22 protein-coding genes are annotated in these 24270 nt (G+C 62.1%); 18 read left to right on the plus strand and 4 right to left on the minus strand.

Annotated elements, in window-relative coordinates; genetic code table 11:
- Positions 1 to 4: 4 nt before the first annotated feature.
- Both ASD83_RS00940 and ASD83_RS00945 read right to left on the minus strand, forming a co-directional pair.
- A complete protein-coding gene (locus ASD83_RS00940) occupies positions 5 to 448 on the minus strand; it encodes a response regulator (protein ID WP_056307077.1) in 444 nt (147 codons plus the stop codon).
- The gene (locus tag ASD83_RS00945) at positions 445 to 1938 is read right to left on the minus strand and encodes a sensor histidine kinase (protein WP_056309760.1); all 1494 of its coding nucleotides are present in this window, start codon (positions 1936 to 1938) and stop codon (positions 445 to 447) included. Before ASD83_RS00945 ends, ASD83_RS00940 begins: the two co-directional genes overlap by 4 nt.
- A 194-nt stretch (positions 1939 to 2132) precedes the next feature.
- Here ASD83_RS00945 and rsmH point away from each other — a divergent pair, with 194 nt between their 5' ends.
- From rsmH to ASD83_RS01020, 15 genes are all read left to right on the plus strand, one after another.
- Positions 2133 to 3134, plus strand: a complete 1002-nt coding sequence (gene rsmH / locus ASD83_RS00950) for a 16S rRNA (cytosine(1402)-N(4))-methyltransferase RsmH (protein WP_056307079.1) — start codon at positions 2133 to 2135, stop codon at positions 3132 to 3134.
- Positions 3131 to 3514: a hypothetical protein gene (locus tag ASD83_RS00955; RefSeq protein WP_056307081.1), complete on the plus strand. Its 384-nt coding sequence runs from the start codon at positions 3131 to 3133 to the stop codon at positions 3512 to 3514. Before rsmH ends, ASD83_RS00955 begins: the two co-directional genes overlap by 4 nt.
- Positions 3511 to 5247 carry a peptidoglycan D,D-transpeptidase FtsI family protein gene (locus ASD83_RS00960; protein ID WP_056307083.1) on the plus strand — a complete coding sequence of 579 codons (1737 nt, stop codon included), beginning with the start codon at positions 3511 to 3513 and terminating at the stop codon, positions 5245 to 5247. The genes ASD83_RS00955 and ASD83_RS00960 overlap by 4 nt, the downstream gene beginning before the upstream one ends.
- A 3-nt stretch (positions 5248 to 5250) precedes the next feature.
- Positions 5251 to 6693, plus strand: coding sequence for a UDP-N-acetylmuramoyl-L-alanyl-D-glutamate--2,6-diaminopimelate ligase (locus ASD83_RS00965; RefSeq protein WP_056307085.1), 1443 nt, complete (start codon positions 5251 to 5253; stop codon positions 6691 to 6693).
- A 275-nt stretch (positions 6694 to 6968) separates the two neighbouring features.
- The gene (locus tag ASD83_RS00970; protein WP_056309762.1) at positions 6969 to 8360 is read left to right on the plus strand and encodes a UDP-N-acetylmuramoyl-tripeptide--D-alanyl-D-alanine ligase; all 1392 of its coding nucleotides are present in this window, start codon (positions 6969 to 6971) and stop codon (positions 8358 to 8360) included.
- A gap of 27 nt (positions 8361 to 8387) precedes the next feature.
- Positions 8388 to 9473 (plus strand): phospho-N-acetylmuramoyl-pentapeptide-transferase, encoded by a 1086-nt coding sequence (gene mraY, locus ASD83_RS00975; RefSeq protein ID WP_056307087.1) that lies wholly within the window; start codon positions 8388 to 8390, stop codon positions 9471 to 9473.
- A 163-nt stretch (positions 9474 to 9636) separates the two neighbouring features.
- On the plus strand, positions 9637 to 10428 hold the full coding sequence (locus ASD83_RS00980) for a DUF4394 domain-containing protein (protein ID WP_244489074.1): 792 nt from the start codon (positions 9637 to 9639) through the stop codon (positions 10426 to 10428).
- Between the two features lie 180 nt (positions 10429 to 10608).
- Positions 10609 to 11772, plus strand: coding sequence for an FtsW/RodA/SpoVE family cell cycle protein (locus tag ASD83_RS00985; protein ID WP_056309767.1), 1164 nt, complete (start codon positions 10609 to 10611; stop codon positions 11770 to 11772).
- Positions 11769 to 12884, plus strand: a complete 1116-nt coding sequence (gene murG, locus ASD83_RS00990; protein ID WP_056307089.1) for an undecaprenyldiphospho-muramoylpentapeptide beta-N-acetylglucosaminyltransferase — start codon at positions 11769 to 11771, stop codon at positions 12882 to 12884. The genes ASD83_RS00985 and murG overlap by 4 nt, the downstream gene beginning before the upstream one ends.
- Positions 12881 to 14299 carry a UDP-N-acetylmuramate--L-alanine ligase gene (gene murC / locus ASD83_RS00995; protein ID WP_056307091.1) on the plus strand — a complete coding sequence of 473 codons (1419 nt, stop codon included), beginning with the start codon at positions 12881 to 12883 and terminating at the stop codon, positions 14297 to 14299. The genes murG and murC overlap by 4 nt, the downstream gene beginning before the upstream one ends.
- On the plus strand, positions 14296 to 15216 hold the full coding sequence (locus tag ASD83_RS01000) for a D-alanine--D-alanine ligase (protein WP_056307092.1): 921 nt from the start codon (positions 14296 to 14298) through the stop codon (positions 15214 to 15216). The genes murC and ASD83_RS01000 overlap by 4 nt, the downstream gene beginning before the upstream one ends.
- Positions 15204 to 16085: a cell division protein FtsQ/DivIB gene (locus ASD83_RS01005; protein ID WP_162249104.1), complete on the plus strand. Its 882-nt coding sequence runs from the start codon at positions 15204 to 15206 to the stop codon at positions 16083 to 16085. Before ASD83_RS01000 ends, ASD83_RS01005 begins: the two co-directional genes overlap by 13 nt.
- Positions 16082 to 17395, plus strand: coding sequence for a cell division protein FtsA (gene ftsA, locus ASD83_RS01010; RefSeq protein ID WP_156385673.1), 1314 nt, complete (start codon positions 16082 to 16084; stop codon positions 17393 to 17395). Before ASD83_RS01005 ends, ftsA begins: the two co-directional genes overlap by 4 nt.
- A gap of 29 nt (positions 17396 to 17424) precedes the next feature.
- Positions 17425 to 17808 (plus strand): winged helix-turn-helix transcriptional regulator, encoded by a 384-nt coding sequence (locus tag ASD83_RS01015; RefSeq protein ID WP_056307096.1) that lies wholly within the window; start codon positions 17425 to 17427, stop codon positions 17806 to 17808.
- 128 nt (positions 17809 to 17936) lie between these two features.
- Positions 17937 to 18515, plus strand: coding sequence for an NADPH-dependent FMN reductase (locus tag ASD83_RS01020; protein ID WP_056309770.1), 579 nt, complete (start codon positions 17937 to 17939; stop codon positions 18513 to 18515).
- A gap of 136 nt (positions 18516 to 18651) precedes the next feature.
- Here ASD83_RS01020 and ASD83_RS01025 read toward each other — a convergent pair whose 3' ends face one another.
- Complete coding sequence (locus ASD83_RS01025; protein ID WP_056307098.1) at positions 18652 to 19455, minus strand: aminoglycoside 6-adenylyltransferase; 804 nt, start codon at positions 19453 to 19455, stop codon at positions 18652 to 18654.
- Positions 19456 to 19638: 183 nt separating this feature from the next.
- Positions 19639 to 20079 (minus strand): VOC family protein, encoded by a 441-nt coding sequence (locus ASD83_RS01030; protein ID WP_056307100.1) that lies wholly within the window; start codon positions 20077 to 20079, stop codon positions 19639 to 19641.
- Positions 20080 to 20319: 240 nt separating this feature from the next.
- Between ASD83_RS01030 and ftsZ the strand changes: the two genes are divergently transcribed.
- The 3 genes from ftsZ (at position 20320) to ASD83_RS01045 (ending at position 23989) form a co-directional block, all read left to right on the plus strand.
- Complete coding sequence (gene ftsZ / locus ASD83_RS01035; RefSeq protein WP_056307102.1) at positions 20320 to 21987, plus strand: cell division protein FtsZ; 1668 nt, start codon at positions 20320 to 20322, stop codon at positions 21985 to 21987.
- A gap of 111 nt (positions 21988 to 22098) precedes the next feature.
- On the plus strand, positions 22099 to 23055 hold the full coding sequence (gene lpxC / locus ASD83_RS01040) for a UDP-3-O-acyl-N-acetylglucosamine deacetylase (protein WP_082560890.1): 957 nt from the start codon (positions 22099 to 22101) through the stop codon (positions 23053 to 23055).
- 88 nt (positions 23056 to 23143) lie between these two features.
- A complete protein-coding gene (locus ASD83_RS01045) occupies positions 23144 to 23989 on the plus strand; it encodes an outer membrane protein assembly factor BamD (protein ID WP_156385674.1) in 846 nt (281 codons plus the stop codon).
- Positions 23990 to 24270: the final 281 nt, after the last annotated feature.

The raw sequence follows: 24270 nt of genomic DNA on the forward strand, positions 1-24270 counted from the left end.
GGTTTTAGTCGGCCTCAGGGATCTGCATGACGGAGAAGAACAGGCCTAACTGCTTAATGGCGTTGGCGAATCCCTCATAATCAACGGGTTTGGTGATATAGACGTTCGCGCCCAGATCATAGCAGCGCTGGATTTCGCGCTGATCGTCCGTGGTCGTCAGCACGACAACCGGCGAGCGCTTGGTGTGGTCGTTGCCCTTGACCTTTTCGAGGATGTCGATGCCCGTCATGTCGGGCAGGTTGAGGTCGAGCAGCACCAGCAATTGCCGGCCCTTGTTGACCGCACCCGTTCCGTCTGGTCCCAATAGATAGGCGAGGGCCTCCGTGCCATTGGTAAAGGGCACGATCTGGTTGGCGACGCCGGCGCGCCGGATATTCTTTTCGATGAGGCGGGCATGGCCCTCATCGTCCTCGATCATGATGATGGTTACAGGCCGCGCGTCGTTCATTGGCTGGAAGTCCCCAGATGGCTGCGCAGGTCGCGCGGCAGATTGATGATGAAAGTGGTGCCTTGGCCGAACGTCGAACGCAGTGTCACGTCGCCGCCAAGGCTTCTGATCATGGTGCGCACATGGGCAAGGCCAATGCCCTCGCCGGGCTGGCTTTGCTTGCCCGAGCGGCGGAAGAGTTCGAAGACGCGCTCGTGATCGGTGTCGGCAATGCCGCGGCCATTGTCCTCGACCTCGATCTCGACCCGATTGCCCGGCGCGTGCTTGGCGCGGATGGCCACCTTGAGCGCGCGGTCGGGCTCCTGATACTTGATTGCATTGTCGAGGAGGTTGCCAAGGACCTGCTCGATCGACAGCCGGTCCGTCACCAGCTTGCCGACGCGCACATCGGTCTCGATCAGCCCGCCATTGTCGGCCAATTGGTGATGCACCGCCGCGGACGATGTCTCGGCCACTTCGCGTATATCAACAAGCTCTGGCTTGAGTTGCCGCCGGCCTTCGCGTGAAATCTTCAGGATGGCGTTGATAAGGCCATCCATTTTGCGGGTCGCAGCGCGGATAAAGGAAATGGCCTCCGGCAGATCTTCAGTCGCCGCCTCGCGTGCCTCGACGAAAAAGGGATCCTCTTCAGCCGGCTTGCTCTCCATATAGCTGCGCAACACCGAGATGCTGGTTTCGAGTTCGCTGGTAAAACCCATGATATTGACGAGCGGCGCGCGCAGGTCATGCGTCACGATATAGGCGAAACGCTGGATTTCCTCATTGGCCTTGCCGAGGTCGGCCGTGCGTTCGCGCACCCGCTCTTCCAGCCCGGAATTGGCCTCCTCGACCTCGCGGCGGGCAAGGCCAAGTTCCCTCGTGTAGGAGAACACGGCCCACATCGCGCCTGAAACCACCGCCAGAATCACAAGCCCACCGATGATCGAAATCCAGCGCAGCGCGTTCAGAGTGCCGCGCTGATTGGCAACGCCATCGGTGAGACGAAGATCGACCGCTTCGACCAGGCCATCGATAAAGGCCCGGACACGATCCATGGCCTGTTTGCCCTCATTGGTATTGATAAGGGAAATGGCGGCCTCGCGATTGCCCGAGCGCACCTCGCTGATCGTCCGGTTCATCTCGTCGATCTTGAAGGCAATGTCCGCCTTGAGGGTTTTGAGCGGCTCCTGCGCTTCAGGGTAGGGGCCAAGAATTTCGCCCAGGCGAACGATCTGCTCGTCCACGAGGGGCAGGGCGCTGGTGTAGGGCTCGAGATAGGCCGGATCGAGGGTGATGATGAAGCCGCGCTGTCCGGTCTCGAGGTCCTGAAGCTGCGAGCGCAGATCAACGGCCACGCGCCGGGCGATACGGGCCTCGATAACCTCGTCGAAATAGCCCTGCGAGCGCTCCACCAGCCAGATATTGGCCCCGATAATCCCCAGCAGTGCGAGCAGTCCGACCAGCAGGAGCAAGGCTGTCGAGCGGACGAATGACTTACTGGTTATCGGCATGAAGGGTTCCGTTGGAAAGTCCCCTTTCATGGCCTGAATGAGTCGTGGCCGCAATAATATAGATTAATTCTGCTGCGGATTTGATCCGGGGCAACGGGGCGGCGAATGGGAAACAGAATCTTAAGCGTCCACATGCAAATGTCGGAAATGGTCTGTGCTCGATTGCTGCGGCCCGAATTGGAGTTTTGGTCAGTATGGGCAAGCGGCACCTGCCCGAATCCCCGGTGGTGAATGCACCCCACGTCCCCGTCCTTCTGGATGAGGTTGTGGCTGCATTTGCACCGCTTGCTGGCAGGCGTGTCGTCGATGGCACTTTTGGCGCGGGCGGTTATTCGCGCGCCTTGCTCGAAGCCGGCGCCGACGTTGTCGCCATCGATCGCGATCCCAATGTGAAGCCCCATGCCGATCGACTCGCTACCGATTTTCCGGGGCGCTTCCATTTCGTTCCCGGCACCTTTTCCGAACTCGACGTGCTCGCTGCGCCCTTTGCGCCCATTCATGGCGTGGTGCTCGACATTGGTGTCAGTTCCATGCAGCTCGATGAGAGCGAGCGCGGCTTTTCCTTTATGCGCGAGGGGCCGCTCGATATGCGCATGAGTCAGTCCGGTGAAAGCGCTGCCGATCTCGTCAACAATCTCGAACAGGATGCGCTGGCCAATCTGCTCTTTGCCTTTGGTGAAGAGCGCAAGTCGCGCCGCATCGCCCAGTTCATCGTCGCTGCCCGCGAAACCGCGGACATTACCACCACGCTCGAATTGGCGCGGATCATCGAAAAGGCCATCGGCCGCAAGCCGGGCGATGCCCATCCCGCCACGCGCTCCTTTCAGGCGCTGCGCATTGCGGTGAACGGCGAATTCGACCAGCTCGTCGAAGGACTTTTTGCAGCCGAGCGTCTCCTCGCCGAGGGCGGTGTTCTCGCCGTTGTCAGCTTCCATTCGCTTGAAGACCGCATCGTCAAACGCTTCTTTGATCCCGATAAGGGCGGCCCCGCCCAGTCGCGCCACCTGCCGCAGGTCAAGCTCGATCCGCGGCGTTGGGATCCCGTCGCCAAGGCAACCAAGCCCGGCAAGGCCGAGTTGGACCGCAATCCGCGCTCGCGTTCGTCCGTACTGCGCAGTGCCATTCGGACCGATATTGATGCGCGCGCCGTCTCGCATGATCAACTCGGCGTGCCCGTCGTCAGAGGTACTGCATGATCCGGCAGCTCAATATATTCCTGATCTGCACCAGCATCGTCATGCTGGTCGGCGTCTATATGCTGAAATTTTCCATCGAAGGCACTGCTGCCGAGCGCACCCAGTTGCAGATCCATATTTCCGAGCAGGAAGACGATCTGACCACGCTCAAGGCCGATTGGGCTGTGCTCAATCAGCCCGCCTATGTCGAGCCGATCGTGCGCCGTCATGAAGCGGAACTCGGCGTCAGCCAGGTGCAGCAGAAGCAGTTCGGTTCTTTTGCCGACCTGCCGATGCGCCCGGCCAAGCCCGATTCGGCGGCTATGGATGCGCTTTTCCTCGCTATTGATGCGGGCATCGACCCCATCGATGCCATTCTCGAACTGGAGGGGATCGAATGACCTTAACTGCAGACGGTCATGTTCCCACCATTTCGCTCGACGGCGTGCGCAAGGCGCGTGGCAATCTCACCCAGGCGCGTATCCGCTGGATGATCCTGGCGCTGGTGCTCGGTTTTGGCGCCGTTGGTGGGCGTCTGGTTCAGCTCGGCATGGTCGAAACCGATACGACCATCGAAGGCCAGACGCGCGACGCCATCACCGCGACCCGCCCGCCGATCCTTGATCGCAACGGTCTCGAAATGGCGGTCGATATTCGCGTGCCCTCGCTCTACGCCGAGCCGCGCCGCATCATCGATATCGAAGAGGCTGTGACCAAGCTGCGCACCGTGCTGCCGGATCTCAGCGAGGAGTGGTTACGCAATCGCCTGACCGGCGACAAGGGCTTTGTCTGGCTCAGGCGCGAACTGACCCCGGCGATCGAAGAGCAGGTCATGCGCCTCGGCATTCCCGGCATCGACTTCATCACCGAATCCAAGCGCTTCTACCCGGCCATGAACGAGGCCAGCCATGTGCTCGGCTCGACCAATGTCGACAATCAGGGCATTGCGGGCATCGAGCGCCACATGGACACCGAATCCATCGCGCTGCTGCAAGAACTCGGCCTCGCGCGCGGCAATGCGCTGACCCCGGTCGAACTCAGCATCGACATGCGCGTGCAGCATGTGATGCACGATCAGCTCGTCGATGCCATGACGCGCTACCAGGCCATCGCCGCCGCCGGCGCCATGATCGATATCTATACCGGCGAAATCATCGCCCTGGCCTCGCTGCCGGATTTCAATCCGAACGATCCGGCTTCGGCGCTCGTCAAAGACACGTTCAACCGCGTCACATCGGGTATTTTCGAGCCCGGCTCGATCTTCAAGACCGTGACGCTGGCCGGCGCCCTCGATAGCGGTCTGGTCCGCATCACCGACGATTTCGACGCTCGTTACGGTGTGCGTTTCGGCCGCTACACCATCGACGATTTCCACGGCAAGCACCGCATCCTGAGCTTGCCCGAGGTCTATAAATACTCGTCCAATATCGGCACGATCCGCATCATGCAGGCGATGGGCAAGGACAATTATCGCGCCTTCCTCAGCCGCCTGAAATTCGACCAGCGCGTGCAGTTCGAACTGCCCGAAATGCGCGTCCCGAGCGTCCCCAAGGAATTTTCGGAAGTCGGCGCCGCCACCGCGTCCTTCGGGCACGGCCTGTCGGTTTCGCCCCTCCATATGCTCACGGCCTATGCCGCTTTGGTCAATGGCGGCAATTATATCGCGCCGACCCTCTACAAGCGCAGCGTTGCCGCCGCCGAACCGCTTTACGAGCGGGTGATCCAGCCCCAGACCAGCGCCTATATGCGCTATCTCATGCGCCTCAACGCCATTTCGACTGGCGGCTCGGGTTCGCAGATGAACAAGGCGGCGCAGGGCTATCGCGTCGGCGGCAAGACTGGTACGGCCGAAAAGGTGGTCGATGGCCGCTATTCGTCCAACAAGGTCACAAACTTCTTTGCCTCTGCCTTCCCACTCGATAATCCGCGCTATGCCATGGTCATCATGGTGGACGAGCCGAAGGCGGAAAACCCACAGTCCGGCACCACGGCCGGCTGGAACGCCGGGACGCTGACGGGCAGGGTTGTGCAGCGTGTGGCGCCCATGCTTGGCATTGCCCCGGATTTCGAGGGATTGCTTGATCAGCAGATCGTTCCGCCCGAAGTCCGGCGGATCTTTCCAGAAGGATATTGATTCGTGTCTCTTAGCGTTTCGCAACTGCTCGAAGGTTCTGGCGCCCGCCCCAAGAAGGGGTTGGGCACGGTCTTTGGCCTCAATTCGGACAGCCGGCGCATCGAGCCGGGCGATATCTTCTTTGCTCTGCCGGGCCAGAAGGTCCATGGCAATGAATTCATCAGCGATGCCGTGCACCGCGGGGCGCTCGCCGTCGTCACCGACATTCATCCTGTCGGCGATCCGGGCGTGCCGGTTATCGTCGTCAAGGATGTGCGCGCTTCCTATGCCCGCGCTGCCTCGCGCGTGTTCGAGCCGCAGCCGGAAATCTCGGTTGCCGTCACCGGCACCAATGGCAAGACTTCCGTCGCTTCCTTCGTCCGCCAGATCTGGGATCATGCCGGCGTGCCCGGCGCCAGCGTCGGTACGCTCGGCGTACAGACCGCTACGCGCACCATCGAAGGCGCGCTGACGACGCCGGATTCGCGCACGCTGCATCAGGCGCTGCGTGCCCTTCGCGCCCAGGGCGTCGATCATGTCGCCGTCGAAGCATCAAGCCATGGCCTCGATCAGCGCCGGCTCGATGGCATTCACTTCGAGGCCGTCGCCTTCACCAATCTCAGCCGCGACCATCTCGATTATCACAAGGATATGGACGAGTACCGCAACGCCAAGCTGAGGCTCTTCTCCGATCTTCTGGTCGATGGCGGCGCTGCCATCGTCAATGTCGATGATCCAGAATACGAACCCTTCATGTTCGCCGCGCTCTCGGCCAATGCGACCCTTCTCACCGTCGGTCGGGAAGGGGCATATATCGAGATCATCTCGATCCAGCCCGAAGGCTACGGCCAGCGCGTTCAGATCCGCCACATCGGCGAACTGGTGGATTTCCACCTGCAGATCCCCGGCGAATTCCAGGTGTCGAACGCCTTGATTGCTGCGGCCCTCGCCATGTCATCCGGCGTCGACAAGAACGACGCCTTTGCCGCTCTCCCCGAGCTCGTGGGCGCCGTTGGCCGCCTCGAACTCGTCGGCGAATATAAGGGCGCCGCAATCTTCGTCGACTATTCGCACAAGCCCGAAGCCTTGCGCACCGCGCTCCACACCCTGCGCCCCTACGTCAAGGGCAAGCTCCGCGTCGTCTTCGGCTGTGGCGGCGACCGCGACAAGGGCAAGCGCCCCCAAATGGGCGCAATTGCCAGCGAGCTTGCCGATGACGTTATCGTGACGGACGACAATCCGCGCACCGAGGACGCCGCTGCCATTCGCGCCCAGATCTTGGCCGAGGCAAAGGGGGCCAAGGAAATTGCCGACCGCAAGAAGGCCATCGAAACGGCCATCAAATCCCTGCAAAAAGGCGACGTCCTGCTCGTCGCCGGCAAGGGCCACGAGACCTACCAGATCATCGGCACCACCAAACACCACTTCTCCGACCACGAAGTCGTGGCCGAAGCGATCAAGGGCTGAGGCAAGGTTAGGTCGCCCCGGCCGCCGCGTCATTCCCGCGAAAGCGGGAATCTCCCTTACGGTCCCTAAGATTCCCGCTTTCGCGGGAATGACGCCGTGAATAGAGAGGCGGTCGTGGTGTTTGACGCAAAATGCATCCCTCACCTACCGGCTGTCACCCCGGCGCAGGCCGGGGCCCATCCTGAGATCTGGAGATGGACCCCGGCCTGCGCCGGGGTGACAATTGAGCGCGAGACGGCCTCCGCAAAATGGACCGCTCCAACGCGGAATATCTCATGACCCAACCCCTCTTCACCCTCGACGCCATCCTAGCCGCCACCGGCGGCCACGCGACCGGCGTCACGACAGACGCCATTCGCTCCATCTCCATCGATTCCCGCGAAATCGGCCCCGAGGCGCTTTTCGTCGCCATCAAGGGCGACCGCTTCGATGGCCACGATTTCGTCGATACCGCCCTCGCCAATGGCGCTGCGGCAGCTCTCGTCAGCCGCGGCACCGGGCCGGGGCGGGTCACCGTCCCCGATGCCCTCGGCGGTCTTGTCGATCTCGCCCGCGCCGCCCGCGCCCGCAGCCGCGCCCTCATCGTCGGCGTCACCGGCAGCGTCGGCAAGACCACCACCAAGGAGGCCCTGCGCGTCGTCTTCGAGGCGGCCGGGGAAACCCACGCCTCCATCAAGAGCTTCAACAATCACTGGGGCGTGCCGCTGATGCTCGCCCGCATGCCCGAGACGGCCCAGTTCGGCGTCTTCGAAATGGGCATGAACGCCCCCGATGAAATCCGCCCTCTCAGCCAATTGGTGCGGCCCCATATCGCCGTCATCACCACCGTGGCCCCCGCGCATCTCGAAAAGCTCGGCAGTATCGAAGCCATTGCCCGCGCCAAAGCTGAAATTTTCGATGGTCTCGAAGCCGGCGGCACCGCCGTCATCAATGCCGACCATCCCCAGATCGGCCTCCTCCTCGAAGCCGCGCAGGCGGCTGGCGTCGGTCGCGTCGTCACCTTCGGCTTCGCCCGCGGCGTGGATTGGCAGATTGTCGATGCCGAAACGGCCGGTGACCGCAGCTTTGCCACCGTCTTCAACGGCGACACCCGCTACGCCCTCACCATCGGCGTCGCCGGCCGCCACATGTTGAGCAATGCCACTGCGGCACTGGCCGTCGCCACCATCGCCGGCATCGCCCCCGAGACCGCCCTGCGAGCGCTCGCCGGCTTCGGTCCGCAGCCGGGCCGCGGTCAGCGTATCCATCTGGGCCCGAAAGAAAAACCGCTGCTGCTCATCGATGAAAGCTACAACGCCAATACCGCCTCGATGGCCGCGGCGCTGGATGTCTTCGGCTCGGTCTTCGCGCCCGATGGCAAGAAGATAGTGGTGCTCGGCGATATGCTCGAATTGGGCGACGCTGGCCCGGCGCTCCATGCCGGCCTTGCCGATACCGTACGAGCCAGCGGCGCGGACAAGGTTTATCTCGTGGGCGCGTCAATGGCGCATCTGGCACAATCGCTGCCGTCCACGCTCTTTTCCCAGCATTTCACAACCGTGGACCAAGCCTTGCCCGAGCTACTTGCGGCGCTTGCCTATGGTGATGCAGTTATGGTCAAAGGATCGAACGGCGTCGGGCTTTCCCGCCTTGTTGCCGCGATCAAAGACAAGTTTGAACAGCGTTAAAGCGCCCAATCAGGACTTTAAGAGAGCATGCTCTATTTTCTCGGCCAGTTGGGTGACTCCCTCGCCGCGTTCAACGTCTTCCGCTACATCACCTTCCGCACCGCGGGCGCGATGATCACGGCGCTGTTCTTTGTTTTCATGTTCGGTCCGGGCATGATCGCGCTTTTGCGCCTCAAGCAGGGCAGGGGCCAGCCGATCCGCGAAGACGGTCCGGCAACGCACCTGCTGACCAAAAAGGGCACGCCGACCATGGGCGGGCTCATGATCCTCTCGGGGGCCGTCATTTCGACCCTACTGTGGTCGAACCTGAGCAATGGCTATGTCTGGGTCGTGCTCTTCGTCACCATCGGCTTCGGCGCCATCGGCTTTTACGACGACTATCTCAAGGTCAAACGTATGAGCCACAAGGGCTTTGGCTCGCGCCAGCGCCTGCTGCTCGAAGCCATTATCGGCTGTATCGCGGCCTTCGCCATCTCCCAGCTCGCCGCCGGGTCCTATGGCACCTCGCTGCTCTTCCCGTTCGTCAAAGACCTCGCGGTCAATCTCGGCTACTTTTACATTCTCTTTGGCGGCTTCGTCGTCGTCGCCGCAGGTAATTCGGTCAACCTCACCGACGGGCTCGATGGCCTCGCCATCGTCCCGGTCATGGTCGCTGCCGGTTGTTTTGGTTTCATCGCCTACCTCGTCGGCAGCCAGAATTATGCCGATTATCTGCTGCTCAACGCCGTTCCCGGCACGGCCGAACTCGCCGTCGTCTGCGGCGCTTTGATCGGCGCCGGCCTCGGTTTCCTGTGGTTCAACGCCCCGCCCGCCCAGATTTTCATGGGCGATACCGGCTCCCTGGCCCTTGGCGGCGCTCTCGGCACCATCGCCGTCGCCACCAAGCACGAAATCGTCCTCGGCATTATCGGTGGCCTGTTCGTACTCGAAACCGTCTCGGTGATCGTGCAGGTGGCGTCCTTCCGCCTGACCGGCAAACGCGTCTTCCGAATGGCACCCATCCACCACCATTTCGAGCATCTCGGCTGGACCGAAAGCCAGGTGGTCATCCGGTTCTGGATCATTTCCTTCGTGCTCGCCCTGATCGGCCTTTCGAGCCTGAAGCTGCGCTAAGCTCGTGCGGTCACGTCCCCGTGACCGCAATTCTCAGGTTTTCTGAAACTCTCCTCGTTTCGATCCGTAGCTACGGCTGACGATAGCAATCGTCCCCCCAATCGCTCACGGGGCCCGATGCGTCTTTTGCGCATCCCGGTCGTGTCCAACGAGGAGACCTCAATTGCCTGCTACCGCCCGCATTTCCCTTATTGCCGCCCTTGCTCTTGCCACCTCGGGCCTCGCCATCGGCGCTGCAAACGCCGCGACCGCCATTGCGCTTGTCGATGGCAATAAGCTCGTAACTTTCGACACCGAAACCCGCGCCGCCAGCGCCACCGTCGAAGTAACCGGCGTCGATGGCCTGGCCGGCATCGATCAGCGTCCCGCCGACAATCTTCTCTACGGCGTTACCCTCTCGGGCGAAGTCGTCACCATCGACACCGCCACCGGCGCCGCCACGGTCAAGTCTACCCTCTCCGAAAAGCTCCCGAGCTACGAAGGCGCCATCGTCGATTTCAACCCGATGGCCGACCGTCTCCGCCTGATGGGCACAGATGGCACCAATCACCGCGTCAATGTCGATGATGGCGCCGTAACCGTCGATGGCTCGCTTGCCTTCGAAGCTACCGACATGCATGCCGGCGAAACGCCCGCCATCGTCGCAGCCGCCTATATCAACTCCTTCGGCAAGCCCGAAGCGACCGCGATGTATGACATCGACGCCATCATCGTCGGGCTGATCCAGCAGGTTTCGCCCAATGACGGCACGCTCGCCGCGATCGGCAAGCTCGGCATCGATGGCGGGTCCTCCTACGCCTTCGATATCCATTCGACTGAAGACCTGACCAACACGGCCTATCTCGTCGTCGACAACACGCTCTACACTGTCGATCTCGAAACCGGCGTCGCGGAGGAATGGGGCGCGATCGAGGGTGTCGACGGTACTATTTCGGACATCGCCGTCTGGAACTAACCTTTCGCCAATCGTCCACTTCGTCTCCCGGGGCGATTGGTGCAAGGGGCGGCCTCAGGGCCGCCTCTTCGTTTATGTCCACAGGCTGACTCGCAAAACGCGAAATCCCTTACCAAATCGGTAACTACCACTCGGTACAATTGTCTGCAGTTTGTATCGAGTAGCCGGCTCAGCCCCATGATGTTCTCCCGCGCCGAAAAAACGCCCCTCGCCGAATGGTGGTGGTCGATTGACCGCGAATTGCTCAGCGGCCTGATTCTGCTCCTCATTTGCGGCATGGTGCTGAGCCTCGCGGCCAGCCCCCCGGTCGCCGAGCGCATCGGCCTCAACGAATGGCACTTTGTCATTCGCCACGCCCTGTTCTGCGTGCTCGCCGTGCCGGTCATGCTGGCAACCTCGATGATGAGTCACCGTCAGGCCCGCTTCGCTGCGCTCGGCACGCTGATCGTCATGACGATCCTCCTTTGGGCCACGCTGCGCTTCGGCACGGAAGTGAAGGGTGCCCGCCGCTGGATGTCCTTTGCGGGCCAGTCCGTGCAGCCGTCCGAATTCGTAAAGCCCGCCTTTGCCGTCATCGGCGCGTGGCTGTTTTCCGAATTCATGATCCATCGCAACGTGCCCGGCCGCCTTATCGCGACCGCGCTCATGCTGATCATCGTCTCCGGCCTCCTGCTCCAACCCGACATCGGCCAGACCGCGCTGATCCTTGCCACCTGGGCCGTGCTGCTGTTTCTCTCCGGCATTTCCTGGTGGATCATCATTGGCCTTGCCGGTGCTGCCGGCGGCCTGCTGGTCGGCGCCTACGCCTTCTTCCCGCACTTCGCGCGCCGCATCGATACCTTCCTTAACCCCGAGGGCGGCGGCAATACCTACCAGATCGACCGCGCGCTGCAGTCGCTGGCCGAAGGCGGCTGGTTCGGCCGTGGTCCCGGCGAGTCGATGGCCAAAAAGCTGATCCCCGACGCCCACGCCGACTATGTCTTCTCCGCCGCCGCCGGCGAATACGGCATTTTGTTCTGCATGGCGCTGGTCGGCCTCATCGCCTTCATCGTCCTCCGCGCCATGATGGGTGCACAGCGCCAGCAAAGCCTTTTTGCCCGCCTTGCCGCCTCCACAATCGCCATCCAGTTTGCCATGCAGTCGGGCATCAACCTGGCGGTGAATCTCAATCTGATTCCCCCCAAGGGCATGACGCTGCCATTCGTGTCCTACGGTGGCACGTCGATGATCGCCGTCGCCTTCGGCATGGGGCTGATGCTGGCCATGACAAGAACGAAACCCGAGGAGCGCATGACGACTGGCATTCCATCCTATCGCAGCGCCGTGGTCGCTCCCGCCGAATGAAAACCTTCGTCCTTATGGCCGGCGGTACCGGCGGCCATCTCTTTCCCGCCATGGCCCTCGCGCAGGAACTGATCCGCCGCGGCCATGCCGTCGAGCTGATGACCGACCATCGCGTCGAAGGTTATGGCCAGGATTTTCCGGCCCGCCGCATTCACATGGTCCCGTCGGCCACGCCGAGCCTTTCCAATCCGTTCAAGTTCGCGACCGCCAGTTTCACCATTGCCCGCGGCGTTGCGAAATCCTTCGGCATCCTGCGCGCCCTCCGGCCCGACGCCGTGATCGGTTTTGGCGGTTATCCAACCTTTCCGCCCTTCATCGCGGCGAGCCTTCTGAGCATTCCCGGCATCCTCCACGAGCAAAACGCCGTCATGGGCCGCGCCAACCGCGCCCTCAGCCGCTTTGCCGATGTGCTGGCCCTGAGCTTTGCCAAGACGCGCTTTGCCGACGATCAGGGCCTCGAAAAGGTCCTCACCGGCAATCCCGTCCGCGACCGCGTTCGCGCCATCGCCGCCAGCCCCTTTCCGGAATTTTCCGCCGCCAGCCCCATCAACCTCGTCGTCTTCGGCGGCAGCCAGGGCGCTCGCGCCATCTCCGACATTGTGCCCGAGGCTATTTCGCTCTTGCCCGATGCCCTCCGCTCGCGTCTCCGCATCGTGCAGCAGGTGCGCCAGGAAGACCTTGATCGAGTCACCAAAGTCTATCGCGTCTCGCGTACGAGCGTCGAACTCGCGCCTTTCTTCACCGATCTGCCCGAGCGCATCGCCCAGGGCCACCTCGTCATCGGCCGCTCCGGCGCCTCGACCATTGCCGAACTGACGGTCATCGGCCGGCCCTCGATCCTCATCCCGTTGCCCGGCGCGCTCGATGCCGATCAGAAGAACAATGCTCTTGTGGTTGAAGCGGGCGGCGGTGGCTGGGTGATGGAACAGGCCGCGCTTTCGCCGCAATCGCTTGCCACTCGCCTCGAAGAATTGTTTACCGACCCATCAAGCCTTGCCAAGGCTGCCCGCGCCGCTCAGGCCCTGGGCCAGCCTCGCGCCGTTGAAAAGCTCGCCGACCTCGCTGAAAGCCTGGCCGGCCAGGGCACAAACACACTGGAATCCGCCTCATGAAAATGCCCCGCAATATCGGCCCGGTCCACTTCATCGGCATCGGCGGCATCGGCATGAGCGGCATTGCCGAAATCCTGCACAATCAGGGCTATACGGTCCAGGGCTCCGACGCCTCGCTCAATCCCAATGTCCAGCGCCTGCTAGACATGGGCATCAAGGTCGAAATCGGCCAGAGCGGCGATAATCTCGGCAAGGCCGAAGTGGTCGTCGTCTCTTCGGCCATCAAGAAAGACAATCCCGAGCTGGTCGCTGCCCGCGCCCGCGCGCTGCCCATCGTGCGCCGCGCCGAAATGCTGGCCGAACTCATGCGTTTCAAGACTGCCATCGCCATCGGCGGAACCCATGGCAAGACCACGACGACGACCCTCGTCGCGACGCTTCTCGACGCCGGCAATCTCGATCCCACTGTCATCAACGGCGGCATCATCAATGCCTACGGCACCAATGCGCGCCTTGGGGCAGGGGAATGGATGGTGGTCGAGGCCGACGAGTCCGACGGCACTTTTACAAAGCTCCCCGCCGACGTTGCCGTCGTCACCAATATCGACCCCGAGCACCTCGACCATTACGGCGACTTCGAAGGCGTGAAGAACGCCTTCCATCAGTTCGTCGAGAACGTGCCCTTTTATGGCTTCGCGGTCATGTGCCTCGACCACCCCGAAGTGCAGGCGCTGGTCGGCGAAATCCGCGATCGTCGCGTCATCACCTATGGCCAGAACCCGCAGGCCGATGTGCGCCTGCTCGATATCGAGAACCGCGACGGGGTGCAGCATTTCTCCGTCGAAATTCGCGACCGCATCCGCCAGACCCAGCTCCGCATCGATGGTCTCGAATTGCCCATGCCCGGCATTCACAATGCGCTCAACGCCACGGCCGCCATCGCCGTCGCCGATCAGCTCCACGTTCCCGCCGAAGCGATCCGCCGCGGCCTCAAAGGTTTCACCGGCGTAAAACGTCGCTTCACCAAAACCGGCGAAGTCGGTGGCGTCACCATCATCGATGACTACGGCCACCACCCCGTCGAAATCTCCGCGGTCCTCAAAGCCGCGCGCCAGTCCGCCCGCCGCGATGTCGTCGCCGTCGTCCAGCCGCACCGCTATTCGCGCGTCAAAGATCTCTTCGATGATTTCGCCGCCTGCTTCAACGACGCAGATACGGTCATCGTCGCCCCCATCTACGCCGCGGGCGAACAGCCGCTGCCGGGCGTGACCCACGAGGAACTGGTCAACCGCATCCGCGCCCGCGGCCATCGCGACGCGCGCGTTCTCGACAAGCCCGAAGACCTCGCGGCCCTGATCGCCTCGCGCGTCGAAGACGGCGACTATGTCGTCTGCCTCGGCGCCGGCAACATCACCCAATGGGCCGCGGCTTTGCCGGGCGAACTTGGCGCACTCATAGGCGAGGAAACGAAATGACCAAGCACGTCGCCGTTCTCATGGGTGGCTGGTCCAATGAGCGCCCCGTTTCCCTCATGACCGGTGCAGGTTGCGCTGCTGCCCTTCGCCAAGCCGGTTACGAAGTGACCGAGGTCGATGTCGGCCGCGATGTCGCCGACGTGCTGGCCCGCCTCAAGCCCGACGTTGCCTTCAACGCCCTACACGGTCCCTTCGGGGAAAGCGGCATGATTCAGGGCGTGCTCGAACTTCTCGAAATCCCCTATACCCATTCGGGCGTCCTGGCCTCGTCCCTCGCCATGAACAAGCATCAGGCGAAAATCCTCTTCAAGGCCGCCGGTATTCCGGTCACCGATCACGTCATCGTCCCCCGCGCCGAGGCCGCCCGCGCCCATGTCATGGCGCCGCCCTATGTCATCAAGCCGATCGCCGATGGCTCCAGTTTCGGCGTTTTCATCGTCAAGGCCGAAACCAGCCATCCGCCGCAGGAGCTGCTGCGCGAGGACTGGACCTCGGGCGAAGAAATGATGGTGGAGCGCTTCATTCCCGGCCGCGAACTCACCTGCGCGGTCATGGGCGACGTGGCCCTCGGCGTCACCGAAATCATCACCGACCGCACCTTTTTCAACTACGAAGCCAAGTACAGCAATGGTGGCGCCGTCCACGTTCTGCCCGCGCAGTTGAAACCGAAAATTTACGACAAAGTGCAACAATTCAGTTTAGCCGCTCATGCGGCGCTCGGCTGTCGCGGACTGACGCGGTGCGATTTCCGCTACAACGATGCGGCAGGCGAGGATGGTGAACTGGTACTCCTCGAAATCAACACCCAGCCGGGTATGACCGAGGTGTCTCTGGCGCCCGAACAAGCTGCTCATGCGGGCCACTCCTATTCGGAGCTATGCGCCTGGCTGGTGGAGGATGCGAGTTGCAACAGGTAAAGAGCGAGGCATTTTTCGCCGGGGCTCGTCCCGTCGATCCCCGCAAATTGCCTGTCCCGGCGCGTCGCTCCCCGTTGCAGCGTGTCAACAATCGTTTCAATCGCGCCTTCGTTCTTCACGGCGCCGCCATCCGCCGCACCTTCATGGTGGCGGGCCTGCTGGCTGGCGCCACGGCCGTCTATGCCGCCCATGAGCCCATCGGCACGGGCGTCGTTGCGCTCTCGACCCTGGCGCAGGGCGGCTTTGCCGATGCTGGCCTCTCGGTCGGCGAAATCTCCATTTCCGGCCAGACCCTGACGTCCGAGCAGGCGATTTTCGACGCCCTCGCCATTCAGCCCGATACGTCCACCCTGGCCTTCGATGTCGAAGCTGCCCGCGAGCGCATTTCCGAACTTCCCGCCATCGATACCGTTACGGTCCGCAAGACCTATCCGGCCGATGTCTCGGTTTCGGTAACCGAACACGTTCCCGTCGCGCGCTGGCGCGTCGATGGCATCACCTTCGTGATCGATTCGACCGGCGCGCAGATCGGGGAAGATGGCGGCGCCTATTCCGACCTGCCGCTCGTCATCGGCGATGGTGCTGCGGACGACGCTCTCGTCATGATCCGCGCCCTCAGCCATGTGCCGCAATTGCAGGAGGGCCTCGTGGCCTTGTCTCGCATTGCCGACCGGCGCTGGGACATGATCTATGACACCGGCCTCCGCATTCAGCTTCCCGAGCAGGGCGTTGCTCAGGCGCTGGTGAAACTTGCCGGTTACCAATCCCAGTTCCAATTGCTCGATCGCGACATTTCCGTCATCGACCTACGGGTTGATAGCGTCGTCGCCGTTCGTCCGACCAAACGTGAAGACACCGAAAAATCATGATGACCGATGCGATGACATCTCGGTTGCGGCCCGTTCAACTCGGCAAGGCTACCCTTGTCGCGGTGCTCGATATTGGCTCCACCAAGATCTGCTGCGTCATCGCCCGCCTCGTGCCGCGCGCCGAGGGCAAGGCCCTGCGCGCTCGCTCGCATCAGGCTGAAGTGATCGGCTTTGGCTATGGCCCATCTTCGGGCGTCAAGAGCGGCGTCGTCACCGATATCGAAAAGGCCGAACAGGCCATCCGCAATGTCGTCGGCATGGCCGAGCGCGCCGCGGGCCTGACGCTGGAATCCGTTCTCGTCAATGTCACGGCCGGTCGCCTCGGTTCGGAAACCTTCTCCGCCGCTGTCTCGCTCGATGGCCAGGAAGTCGAAAAGACCGACATCGTTCGCGTCTTGAAAGCGGTCAATTCGCGCTCCGTCCGCCCCGAACGCTCGATCATCCATGCGCTACCGATCGGTTACGCCTTGGATGGCCAGAAGGGCATTCGAGATCCCAAGGGCATGGTGGGTGAAAAGCTTGGCGTTGATGTCGCCGTGATCTCCGCCGAAACCCTCGCCATGCGCAATCTCGAACTGGTGCTGCACCGCTGCCACCTGCAGATCGAAGCGCTCGTCGCGACACCCTATGCCTCGGGTCTTGCCAGCCTCGTCGATGACGAAGCCCAGCTTGGCGTCGCCTGCCTCGATTTCGGTGGTGCCACCACGACGGTTTCCGTCTTCAACGATGGGCACCTGGTCTATGCCGACGCCATCGCCATCGGCGGCCATCACCTGACCCTCGACATTGCCCGCCAGTTGTCGGTCAGTGTGGCCGATGCCGAGCGCCTCAAAACTCTCTACGGCTCCGTGTTGCCCGGCCAGGCCGACGAGCGCGACATGATCGCCATCCAGCCCGTCGGCGCCGCGCTCGATGAAGCGCCGGGGCAGGTGGCCCGCTCGGTCCTCACCCGAATCATGCGCCCGCGCATCGAGGAAATCCTCACCGCCATCCGCGACCGCATGCAGGCCACCGGCATGATGGACATCTGCGGCCGCCGCTTCGTCCTCACGGGCGGCGGCAGCGAACTCACCGGCCTCCCCGAAGTTGCTCGCCGTACGCTTGCCCGCAACGTCCGCAACGGCCGTCCCATGGGCATTGCCGGCCTCCCCGAAATCGCCAAGAGCGCCGCCTTTTCCACCGTCGCCGGCATGCTGGTCTATCCCCAGGTCTGCGCCCAGGAATATGTCGAGCCGCGCACCTCCCGCCGCCTCACCGGCACCGACGGCTACATCGCCCGCGTCGGCAACTGGCTCCGGTCGAGCTTCTAAAACCGGATCATTCGCCTTACATTGGTGGCATGAGCAAGCAGATCTATAAGCGCAGTGGCGCCCATCTGCCGGATAATTGCCGGCCGGGCTGGGACATTCTGTTCACCCTGGGCGACAAGTGGACCGGCCCCGTGCTGGGCACCCTCTCGCGCGATGGGCGGCAGCGCTTCAGCGACATCGAGAAGGCCTTGCCTGCTTTGTCGCAGCGCATGCTGACCCTGACCTTGCGCCGGCTGGAGCGGGATGGGCTGGTGCTGCGGGAAGTCTTTCCCGCCGTGCCGCCGCGTGTCGAATATGAATTGACCGAGCGCGGGCGCAGCCTCCTGCTGGCGGTGAAGGATTTCGCCAGCTGGGGCTTCGAGAACCACGAAGATATCGAACGCTCGCGCCAGCGCTTCGACGCCCCCGAATAGGCCACTTGGCGAACAAATTTGTTCGCTTGGCTACAAAATGTGCCGTCTTGTCCGTGGGTTAGGCGCTTTCCTATCTTTCGTTCACCTGTCCCGGGCGCTGCCCAGGTCGTGAATGAAAGTGAATGGATATGACTGACAAACCTCGGATCGGAATCATTATCGGCACGACGCGTCCGGCCCGTTTCGGCCACAGACCGGCCGAATGGTTCTATGATATCGCCCGCCAGCGCGACGATGCCGAATTCGAAATCGTGGACCTGCGCGACTATGATTTGCCGCTCTTTGCCGAAGATCGTTCGCCCATCTACGCACCCTCCGAGAACCCGGAAGTGCGGCGCTGGTCCGACAAGATCGCCAGCCTCGACGGCTATATCTTCGTGACCGCCGAATATAATCACAGCATCTCGGCCGCGCTCAAGAATGCCCTCGACTCCATCTATCCCGAATTCGGCCGGAAGCCGGCGAGCTTTGTCGGCTATGGCTCGGCGGGCGGCTCCCGGGCCGTCGAACACCTGCGCGGCATCCTGGCCGAATTGCACGTGGCGACGCTCAAGCAGGCTGTCCATATCGGCATGACCGAGATGCTGGGCTTTCTCAGGGATGGCAAGACCTTCGCCGATTTCCCCTATCTTGATGAGACGACAGGCCCGGTGCTAAACGATATCGTCTGGTGGTCGAGGGCCCTAAGGACGGCGCGGGCCGCTTAGGTTGGCATACCCCCTCCTAACCTCCCCTGATAGGGGGAGGGACCGCCTTGTGGTTAGAACTCAATCTGACCCCAAACGCGGAGAGATTCCTCCCCCTATCAGGGGGAGGCTAGGAGGGGGTGCTCCGATATCAGCCTCACCACGACCGCCCCGCCTCGCCCCCCAATGTCGCCGCCAACCGCTTCCGCGTCGCCGCTTCAAACGCGTCCGGCCATACAATACCCAGCCGCTCTGCCATTGCCTTTGCACGCGGCATGAACTCCCGCGCGATCGCAAAATTGGCCTCGATCAATGCCTCCCGCTTCGGACCGGGATAGGGCAGGGACTTGAGCAAATCCATCTGCTCGGGCGGCAGCAGCTTGGACTGATGCAAAATCCCACCCGGGTCGGGATTGCTCACGTCCTGCATCAGCAAGGCCTCGAGATGCCCGCGCATCATGCCGACGCCGAGCACCATGGTCACATATTCCCTGCGCCCCAGCCCCACCGGCATCAGCCCCAGCATGCGAATGAATTCGTGGATGAGATAGCTGACCGTGCCCTTGTCCGGCTGCCTGGGCGGCAGGCTATCGGGCAGCCAATCATAAACCCCGTCGCGATCGACCAGCGGCCTTACCGTATTCTTCGCGCGGCGGCCGAAATTTTCAGGCGTGACGATGTTGAGGTCGCAGCGTAACCAGTCTTCGGTCACTGCATTGATCAGAAACCCGCCGCGCTCCAGCTCATTCCAATAGACCACAGGCGCCAGCGCGCTTAGCGCCTTCCGCCAGCGATCTGCAACGCCACGCTGATCGTCCTTGCCAACGACGGCGAGCAAATCCACATCGCTCCACTCATCCGCCGTACCGCGTCCAAAGCTGCCGGAAAGAAAGAGGCCGCGTACGGCCTCGTCACCTGCGAACGCGGTTTTTGCGGCGGCGATAATGTCTTGCTGGTTCATAATGGCCCCTCCGGGGAGGAGCCTATCATTGGTGTGGGGGTTGGCTAGTCTTGGGTTGGATCTAACCCCCACCTAGCCTCCCCCTGGTAGGGGGAGGGACCCATCGAGTTTGCGCCACTGTTGGTGTGCCACCGGCAGATCCCTCCCCCTACCAGCGGGAGGCTAGGTGGGGGTAACGGCGCCCTAGCCGCCCGCATAAGCCTTCTCCAACTCCGCAACCACCGGCTTCCTCATCCCCATCATCGCCTGCATGGCACGGCTCGCGCCTTCCTTGTCCGGCCCGAGCACGGTGTCGTAGATCTGCCTCGGCACCACCTGCCAAGAGAAGCCGCACATGCTCTCTTCGCCGCCATTATCGACGAAGGCGTTCCAATATTGGTCGACCTCCGCCTGACCGTCACACTCGATCATTATGCTGACCGCCTCAGTGAAGGGGAACCGCGGCCCCCCGTTGAGCAGGAAGATTTGCTGCCCCGCCAGCTCGATCACCGCCGTGAAGGTGGGAGAATCGGGAGCATTGCGTACGCGGTTGACCACCTTCGAATCCTTGAAAGTGGTCGTATAGAACTCGATTGCCTCGTCGATACGGTCGTCGAACCACAGGCACGGCATCAGCTTGGTCATCACATTCTCCTCTCTTAATAAATAACCAGAAGGATATATTCATATTTGGTTATGAAATAAAAGTCCGGCTGTCAAGCGGGTTTGCGGGCGTGCTGGCGGTTAACGGGTCATGAATGGGTAACCGTACTGTCTCGCAATTTGCGTAGAAGTTAACGCGGTTGGGACAATTGTTAGGCTCTGGTTAACGAATTGGCGGGTAAATCTTTACCTAACCACGCCACCTATGGGGCCAAGCCATAAATGACCATCAATCTCACGATCCCCGATATCCAGGAACTCAAGCCCCGCATTACTGTTTTCGGTGCCGGCGGCGCCGGGGGTAACGCCGTCAACAACATGATCGAATCCGGTCTTAGCGGCGTCGATTTCGTGGTGGCGAATACGGACGCCCAGGCCCTGGCCCTCTCGAAGGCCCAGCGCATCATCCAGCTCGGCGTCGGTGTAACCGAAGGCCTCGGCGCCGGTTCGCACCCCGAAGTTGGTCGCGCGGCCGCAGAAGAAAGCTGGGACGAGATCAACGACCATCTCTCCGGCTCGCACATGGTGTTCATCACCGCCGGCATGGGTGGCGGCACCGGCACCGGTTCCGCACCGGTCATCGCCCGCGCTGCCCGCGAGCAGGGCATTCTGACGGTTGGCGTGGTCACCAAGCCGTTCAATTTCGAAGGCAATCGCCGCATGCGTCTTGCCGAGGATGGCATCGACGAGCTGCATCGCCATGTCGATACGCTGATCGTCATTCCGAACCAGAATCTCTTCCGCGTCGCCAACGAGAAGACCACCTTCGCCGACGCCTTTGCGATGGCCGACCAGGTGCTGTTCTCCGGCGTTGCCTGTATCACTGACCTGATGGTCAAAGAGGGCCTGATCAACCTCGACTTCGCCGACGTTCGCGCCGTGATGCGCGGCATGGGCAAGGCGATGATGGGTACCGGCGAAGCATCGGGCGAAGATCGTGCCCGCCACGCTGCCGAAGCAGCCATTGCCAACCCGCTCCTCGATGATGTCTCGATGCAGGGCGCCCGTGGCCTCCTCATCTCCATCACCGGCGGTCCCGACCTCACCCTTTACGAAGTCGATGAAGCCGCCAGCCGCATCCGCGAGGAAGTCGACTCCGACGCCAATATCATCCTCGGCGCCACCTACGATCCGGACCTCACCGGCACCATCCGCGTGTCCGTCGTCGCCACCGGCACCGACGCTACCATGGTCCAGGCTCTCGAGCCGGCCAAGCCGCATGCCTCGCGCACGCCGCTCGCCGTTCGCCGCCACGTGCCGGTCGAAACCGCCCGCGCTGCGGCTCCAGCGCCCGAGCCGACTGCTGAACTGATCGAAGATATCGGCTTCGAAGTCGAATCGGCCGTTGCCCAGGCTTTTGCCGCCGAACGTCCCGCCGCTTCCCAGCAGCATTACATGGAAGACGACGGTATCGTCGTTGAGCCCTATATGCCCGCGGCCGAACTGCATTCGGAGCCGGAAGAGGCTCCAATGGTTGAAGAAAAGCCGGTTCCGAGCGTTTATGTGCCGTCGCGCGCAGCCCGGCCCGATGGCCAGCGCCGCATGCCGCGCACCGAGGAGCTTCCGGTTGTTGCACGCCAGTCACAGCAGGCGCAGGATCGTCATGCCGAAGAGCCGCGCAATGCCCGCGCTCTCTTCAAGCGCCTGGCCTCCAATGTGGGTCTGAACCTGGGGCAGCCGCAGGTCGAGCCGCGTCGCGAACCAGCCTCCAGCATGGCCGATGACGCTGCCGCCCGCAGTGCAATTGAAGCAGGCGGCGCAAGGACTTCCCGCGTTCCGCCCGCTTCTGAAGGCGCTCGCGGCAGCCTCGACAATCAGGGTCGTGCCCAGACCGCTGCGCCCCAGAAGGACAGCCTCGAAATTCCCGCTTTCCTCCGCAAGCACGGTTAAAGTCTCTTAAAGAGAACTCTGTAAACGTTACTCGGCGCGGCTTCCGCGCCGAGTTTTTTTTGGCTAACAGTTGCGCGAGCGTGAGACCCTTGGGGGTGGAGTAAGTAAAGTATGAAAAAAATGTCCACACGCCAGCGCACGCTATCCGGTGAAGTTACCTTTTCTGGATACGGCGTGCACTCCGCTGCGCCTGTCAATCTCACGATCAGCCCGGCACCTGCCGATAGCGGCTTCCTCATTCGCCGCGATTTGGGCGAGGGCCGCATCACCCAGCCCGTTTCCGTGCATTTCTCGCGCGTCAGCCGCACGACCCTGTGCACCACGCTCGATCTCGGCGACAGCGTCAGCGTCGCGACCGTCGAGCACGTCACCTCGGCGCTGTCCGGCATGGGCGTCGATAACGCGCTCATCACCGTCGATGGCCCGGAATGCCCCATTCTCGATGGCAGCGCGCATCCCTTCGCCACCGCCATCATGGAAATCGGGCTGGAATCGCAGCCGGCTCCGCGCAAGTTTCTGAAAATCATCCGCGCCGTCACCGTGCGCAACAACGACGCCTTCGCCGCCCTTGAGCCTTACAATGGAAGGGCGCTCGACCTCGAGATCGACTTCGACTCCAAGGTCATCGGCCGTCAGCGCATGATCTTCGACTGGACGCCGCGCCGTTATCTCGATGACGTTTCCCGCGCCCGCACCTTCGGCTTTGCCCGCGACGCCAAGGCGCTGCGCCAGGCCGGCTATGCGCTCGGCTCCAGCCTCGACAATTCGATCACGGTCGACGAAGACCGGGTGCTCAACCCCAATGGCCTGCGCTACGAAGACGAATTCGTGCGCCACAAGCTGCTCGACGCCATTGGCGATCTGTCGCTTGGTGGCCTGCCCATCTGGGGCCGCTTCCGTTCCTACAAGGGCGGACACGCGCTCAATGCCCATGTCCTCGCCAGTCTCTTTGCGAGCGAAGCCAATTATGAGATAGTCAACGCCGAGGATCTGCCGCTGGAAGTCGAGGCTTTCGACGACCATCCGGAAGGATTGGGCGTTCGCCACTATCTCCGGTCCGTGCGCTGACCGGCTCCGCCGGTCGCCATGCCACAGTTTTGATCCAATTACTAATTACGCCGCAATCGCTTGTGGAAGTTTGAGAACGGGGCACTTCGTGACTGTTAAAGTTGTAAGCCAGATGGCGAATTGGGCAGTCCGATTTGCCGCCGTGGGTCTGTTCGCTACCGTTCTCACCGCTTGCGCCGGCATGAATCTGTTTGGCCCTCCCAAGCTCAAGGAAGAGCCTATCGTTCCGGCTGCCGCTCTTTATCAGGGCGCGCTGGACGACATGGATCGCCAGTATTACCAGACCGCCATCAAGAAGCTTGAACAGCTCGATCGCCAGCATCCGCGCGATGCGCTGACCGAGAAGAGCAAGCTGATGCAGGTCTATGCCAATTATCGCATCGGCAAGTTCAACGAAGCGATCCTCGCCGCTGACCGCTTCATGGCGCTCTATCCCAACGGCAAGGACGTTCCTTATGTCCTCTGGCTCAAGGGCACGTCCTATTACGGTCAGATCAAGGACATCACCAGGGACCAGCAGCTGTCGCGCGATTCCATCGACACCTATAACCTGCTGATTTCGAACTACCCGAATTCCGAATATGCCAAGGACGCCAAGGAAAAGCTCCTCGTCGCCTATGACCAGCTCGCCGGCAAGGAAATGTCGGTCGGCCGCTATTATCTCGGCAATGGCGAATACACCGCCGCCATCAACCGCTTCCGCGAAGTGGTCGAAAAGTGGCAGACGTCCACGCATATCGAAGAAGCTCTCTACCGCCTGACCGAAGGCTACCTGCTGCTCGGCCTCACCAACGAAGCCATGTCCGCCGCTGCCGTCCTCGGCCACAACTACCCGTCCAGCGACTGGTACAAGCGCGCCTTCGAACTTCTCGGCAAACAGGGCCTCGCCCCCCAGCTCAATTCCGGCAGCTGGCTAGCCGCCCACAAGAGCTGATTTTTCGGCATTTGAATGTGAAAGGGCCCTCCGGGGCCCTTTTTGTTTTTGGAAGTTCGCCCGATCCACCGGCTCCAACCGAATTCGCATTCGCGAATTCGGTGATCCCTCGCCCCTTGCGGGAGAGGGACAGGGTTTTTGCGTTCAGCAAAAATCCAGGGTGAGGGGTTTCGAGCCGGCCCGGAGGGCAAATTTGCTCCAGTGGAGCAAATTTAGGTGAGAAAGCCGTTTGAGCTATGCTCAAATGGCCGGGCCTCCGCAGAGGAGCTTGTGGTCCACGG

Origin of the sequence: Devosia sp. Root685, assembly GCF_001427875.1 — a bacterium.
Classification (GTDB): Bacteria; Pseudomonadota; Alphaproteobacteria; order Rhizobiales; family Devosiaceae; genus Devosia.

Bases quoted from the DNA above. Each gene is read 5' to 3' on its own strand.
- ASD83_RS00940 (WP_056307077.1), bottom strand. From the start codon at position 448: ATGAACGACGCGCGGCCTGTAACCATCATCATGATCGAGGACGATGAG.
- ASD83_RS00945 (WP_056309760.1), bottom strand. From the start codon at position 1,938: ATGCCGATAACCAGTAAGTCATTCGTCCGCTCGACAGCCTTGCTCCTG.
- rsmH (WP_056307079.1), top strand. From the start codon at position 2,133: ATGGGCAAGCGGCACCTGCCCGAATCCCCGGTGGTGAATGCACCCCAC.
- ASD83_RS00955 (WP_056307081.1), top strand. From the start codon at position 3,131: ATGATCCGGCAGCTCAATATATTCCTGATCTGCACCAGCATCGTCATG.
- ASD83_RS00960 (WP_056307083.1), top strand. From the start codon at position 3,511: ATGACCTTAACTGCAGACGGTCATGTTCCCACCATTTCGCTCGACGGC.
- ASD83_RS00970 (WP_056309762.1), top strand. From the start codon at position 6,969: ATGACCCAACCCCTCTTCACCCTCGACGCCATCCTAGCCGCCACCGGC.
- mraY (WP_056307087.1), top strand. From the start codon at position 8,388: ATGCTCTATTTTCTCGGCCAGTTGGGTGACTCCCTCGCCGCGTTCAAC.
- ASD83_RS00985 (WP_056309767.1), top strand. From the start codon at position 10,609: ATGTTCTCCCGCGCCGAAAAAACGCCCCTCGCCGAATGGTGGTGGTCG.
- murG (WP_056307089.1), top strand. From the start codon at position 11,769: ATGAAAACCTTCGTCCTTATGGCCGGCGGTACCGGCGGCCATCTCTTT.
- murC (WP_056307091.1), top strand. From the start codon at position 12,881: ATGAAAATGCCCCGCAATATCGGCCCGGTCCACTTCATCGGCATCGGC.
- ASD83_RS01000 (WP_056307092.1), top strand. From the start codon at position 14,296: ATGACCAAGCACGTCGCCGTTCTCATGGGTGGCTGGTCCAATGAGCGC.
- ftsA (WP_156385673.1), top strand. From the start codon at position 16,082: ATGATGACCGATGCGATGACATCTCGGTTGCGGCCCGTTCAACTCGGC.
- ASD83_RS01015 (WP_056307096.1), top strand. From the start codon at position 17,425: ATGAGCAAGCAGATCTATAAGCGCAGTGGCGCCCATCTGCCGGATAAT.
- ASD83_RS01020 (WP_056309770.1), top strand. From the start codon at position 17,937: ATGACTGACAAACCTCGGATCGGAATCATTATCGGCACGACGCGTCCG.
- ASD83_RS01025 (WP_056307098.1), bottom strand. From the start codon at position 19,455: ATGAACCAGCAAGACATTATCGCCGCCGCAAAAACCGCGTTCGCAGGT.
- ASD83_RS01030 (WP_056307100.1), bottom strand. From the start codon at position 20,079: ATGACCAAGCTGATGCCGTGCCTGTGGTTCGACGACCGTATCGACGAG.
- ftsZ (WP_056307102.1), top strand. From the start codon at position 20,320: ATGACCATCAATCTCACGATCCCCGATATCCAGGAACTCAAGCCCCGC.
- lpxC (WP_082560890.1), top strand. From the start codon at position 22,099: ATGAAAAAAATGTCCACACGCCAGCGCACGCTATCCGGTGAAGTTACC.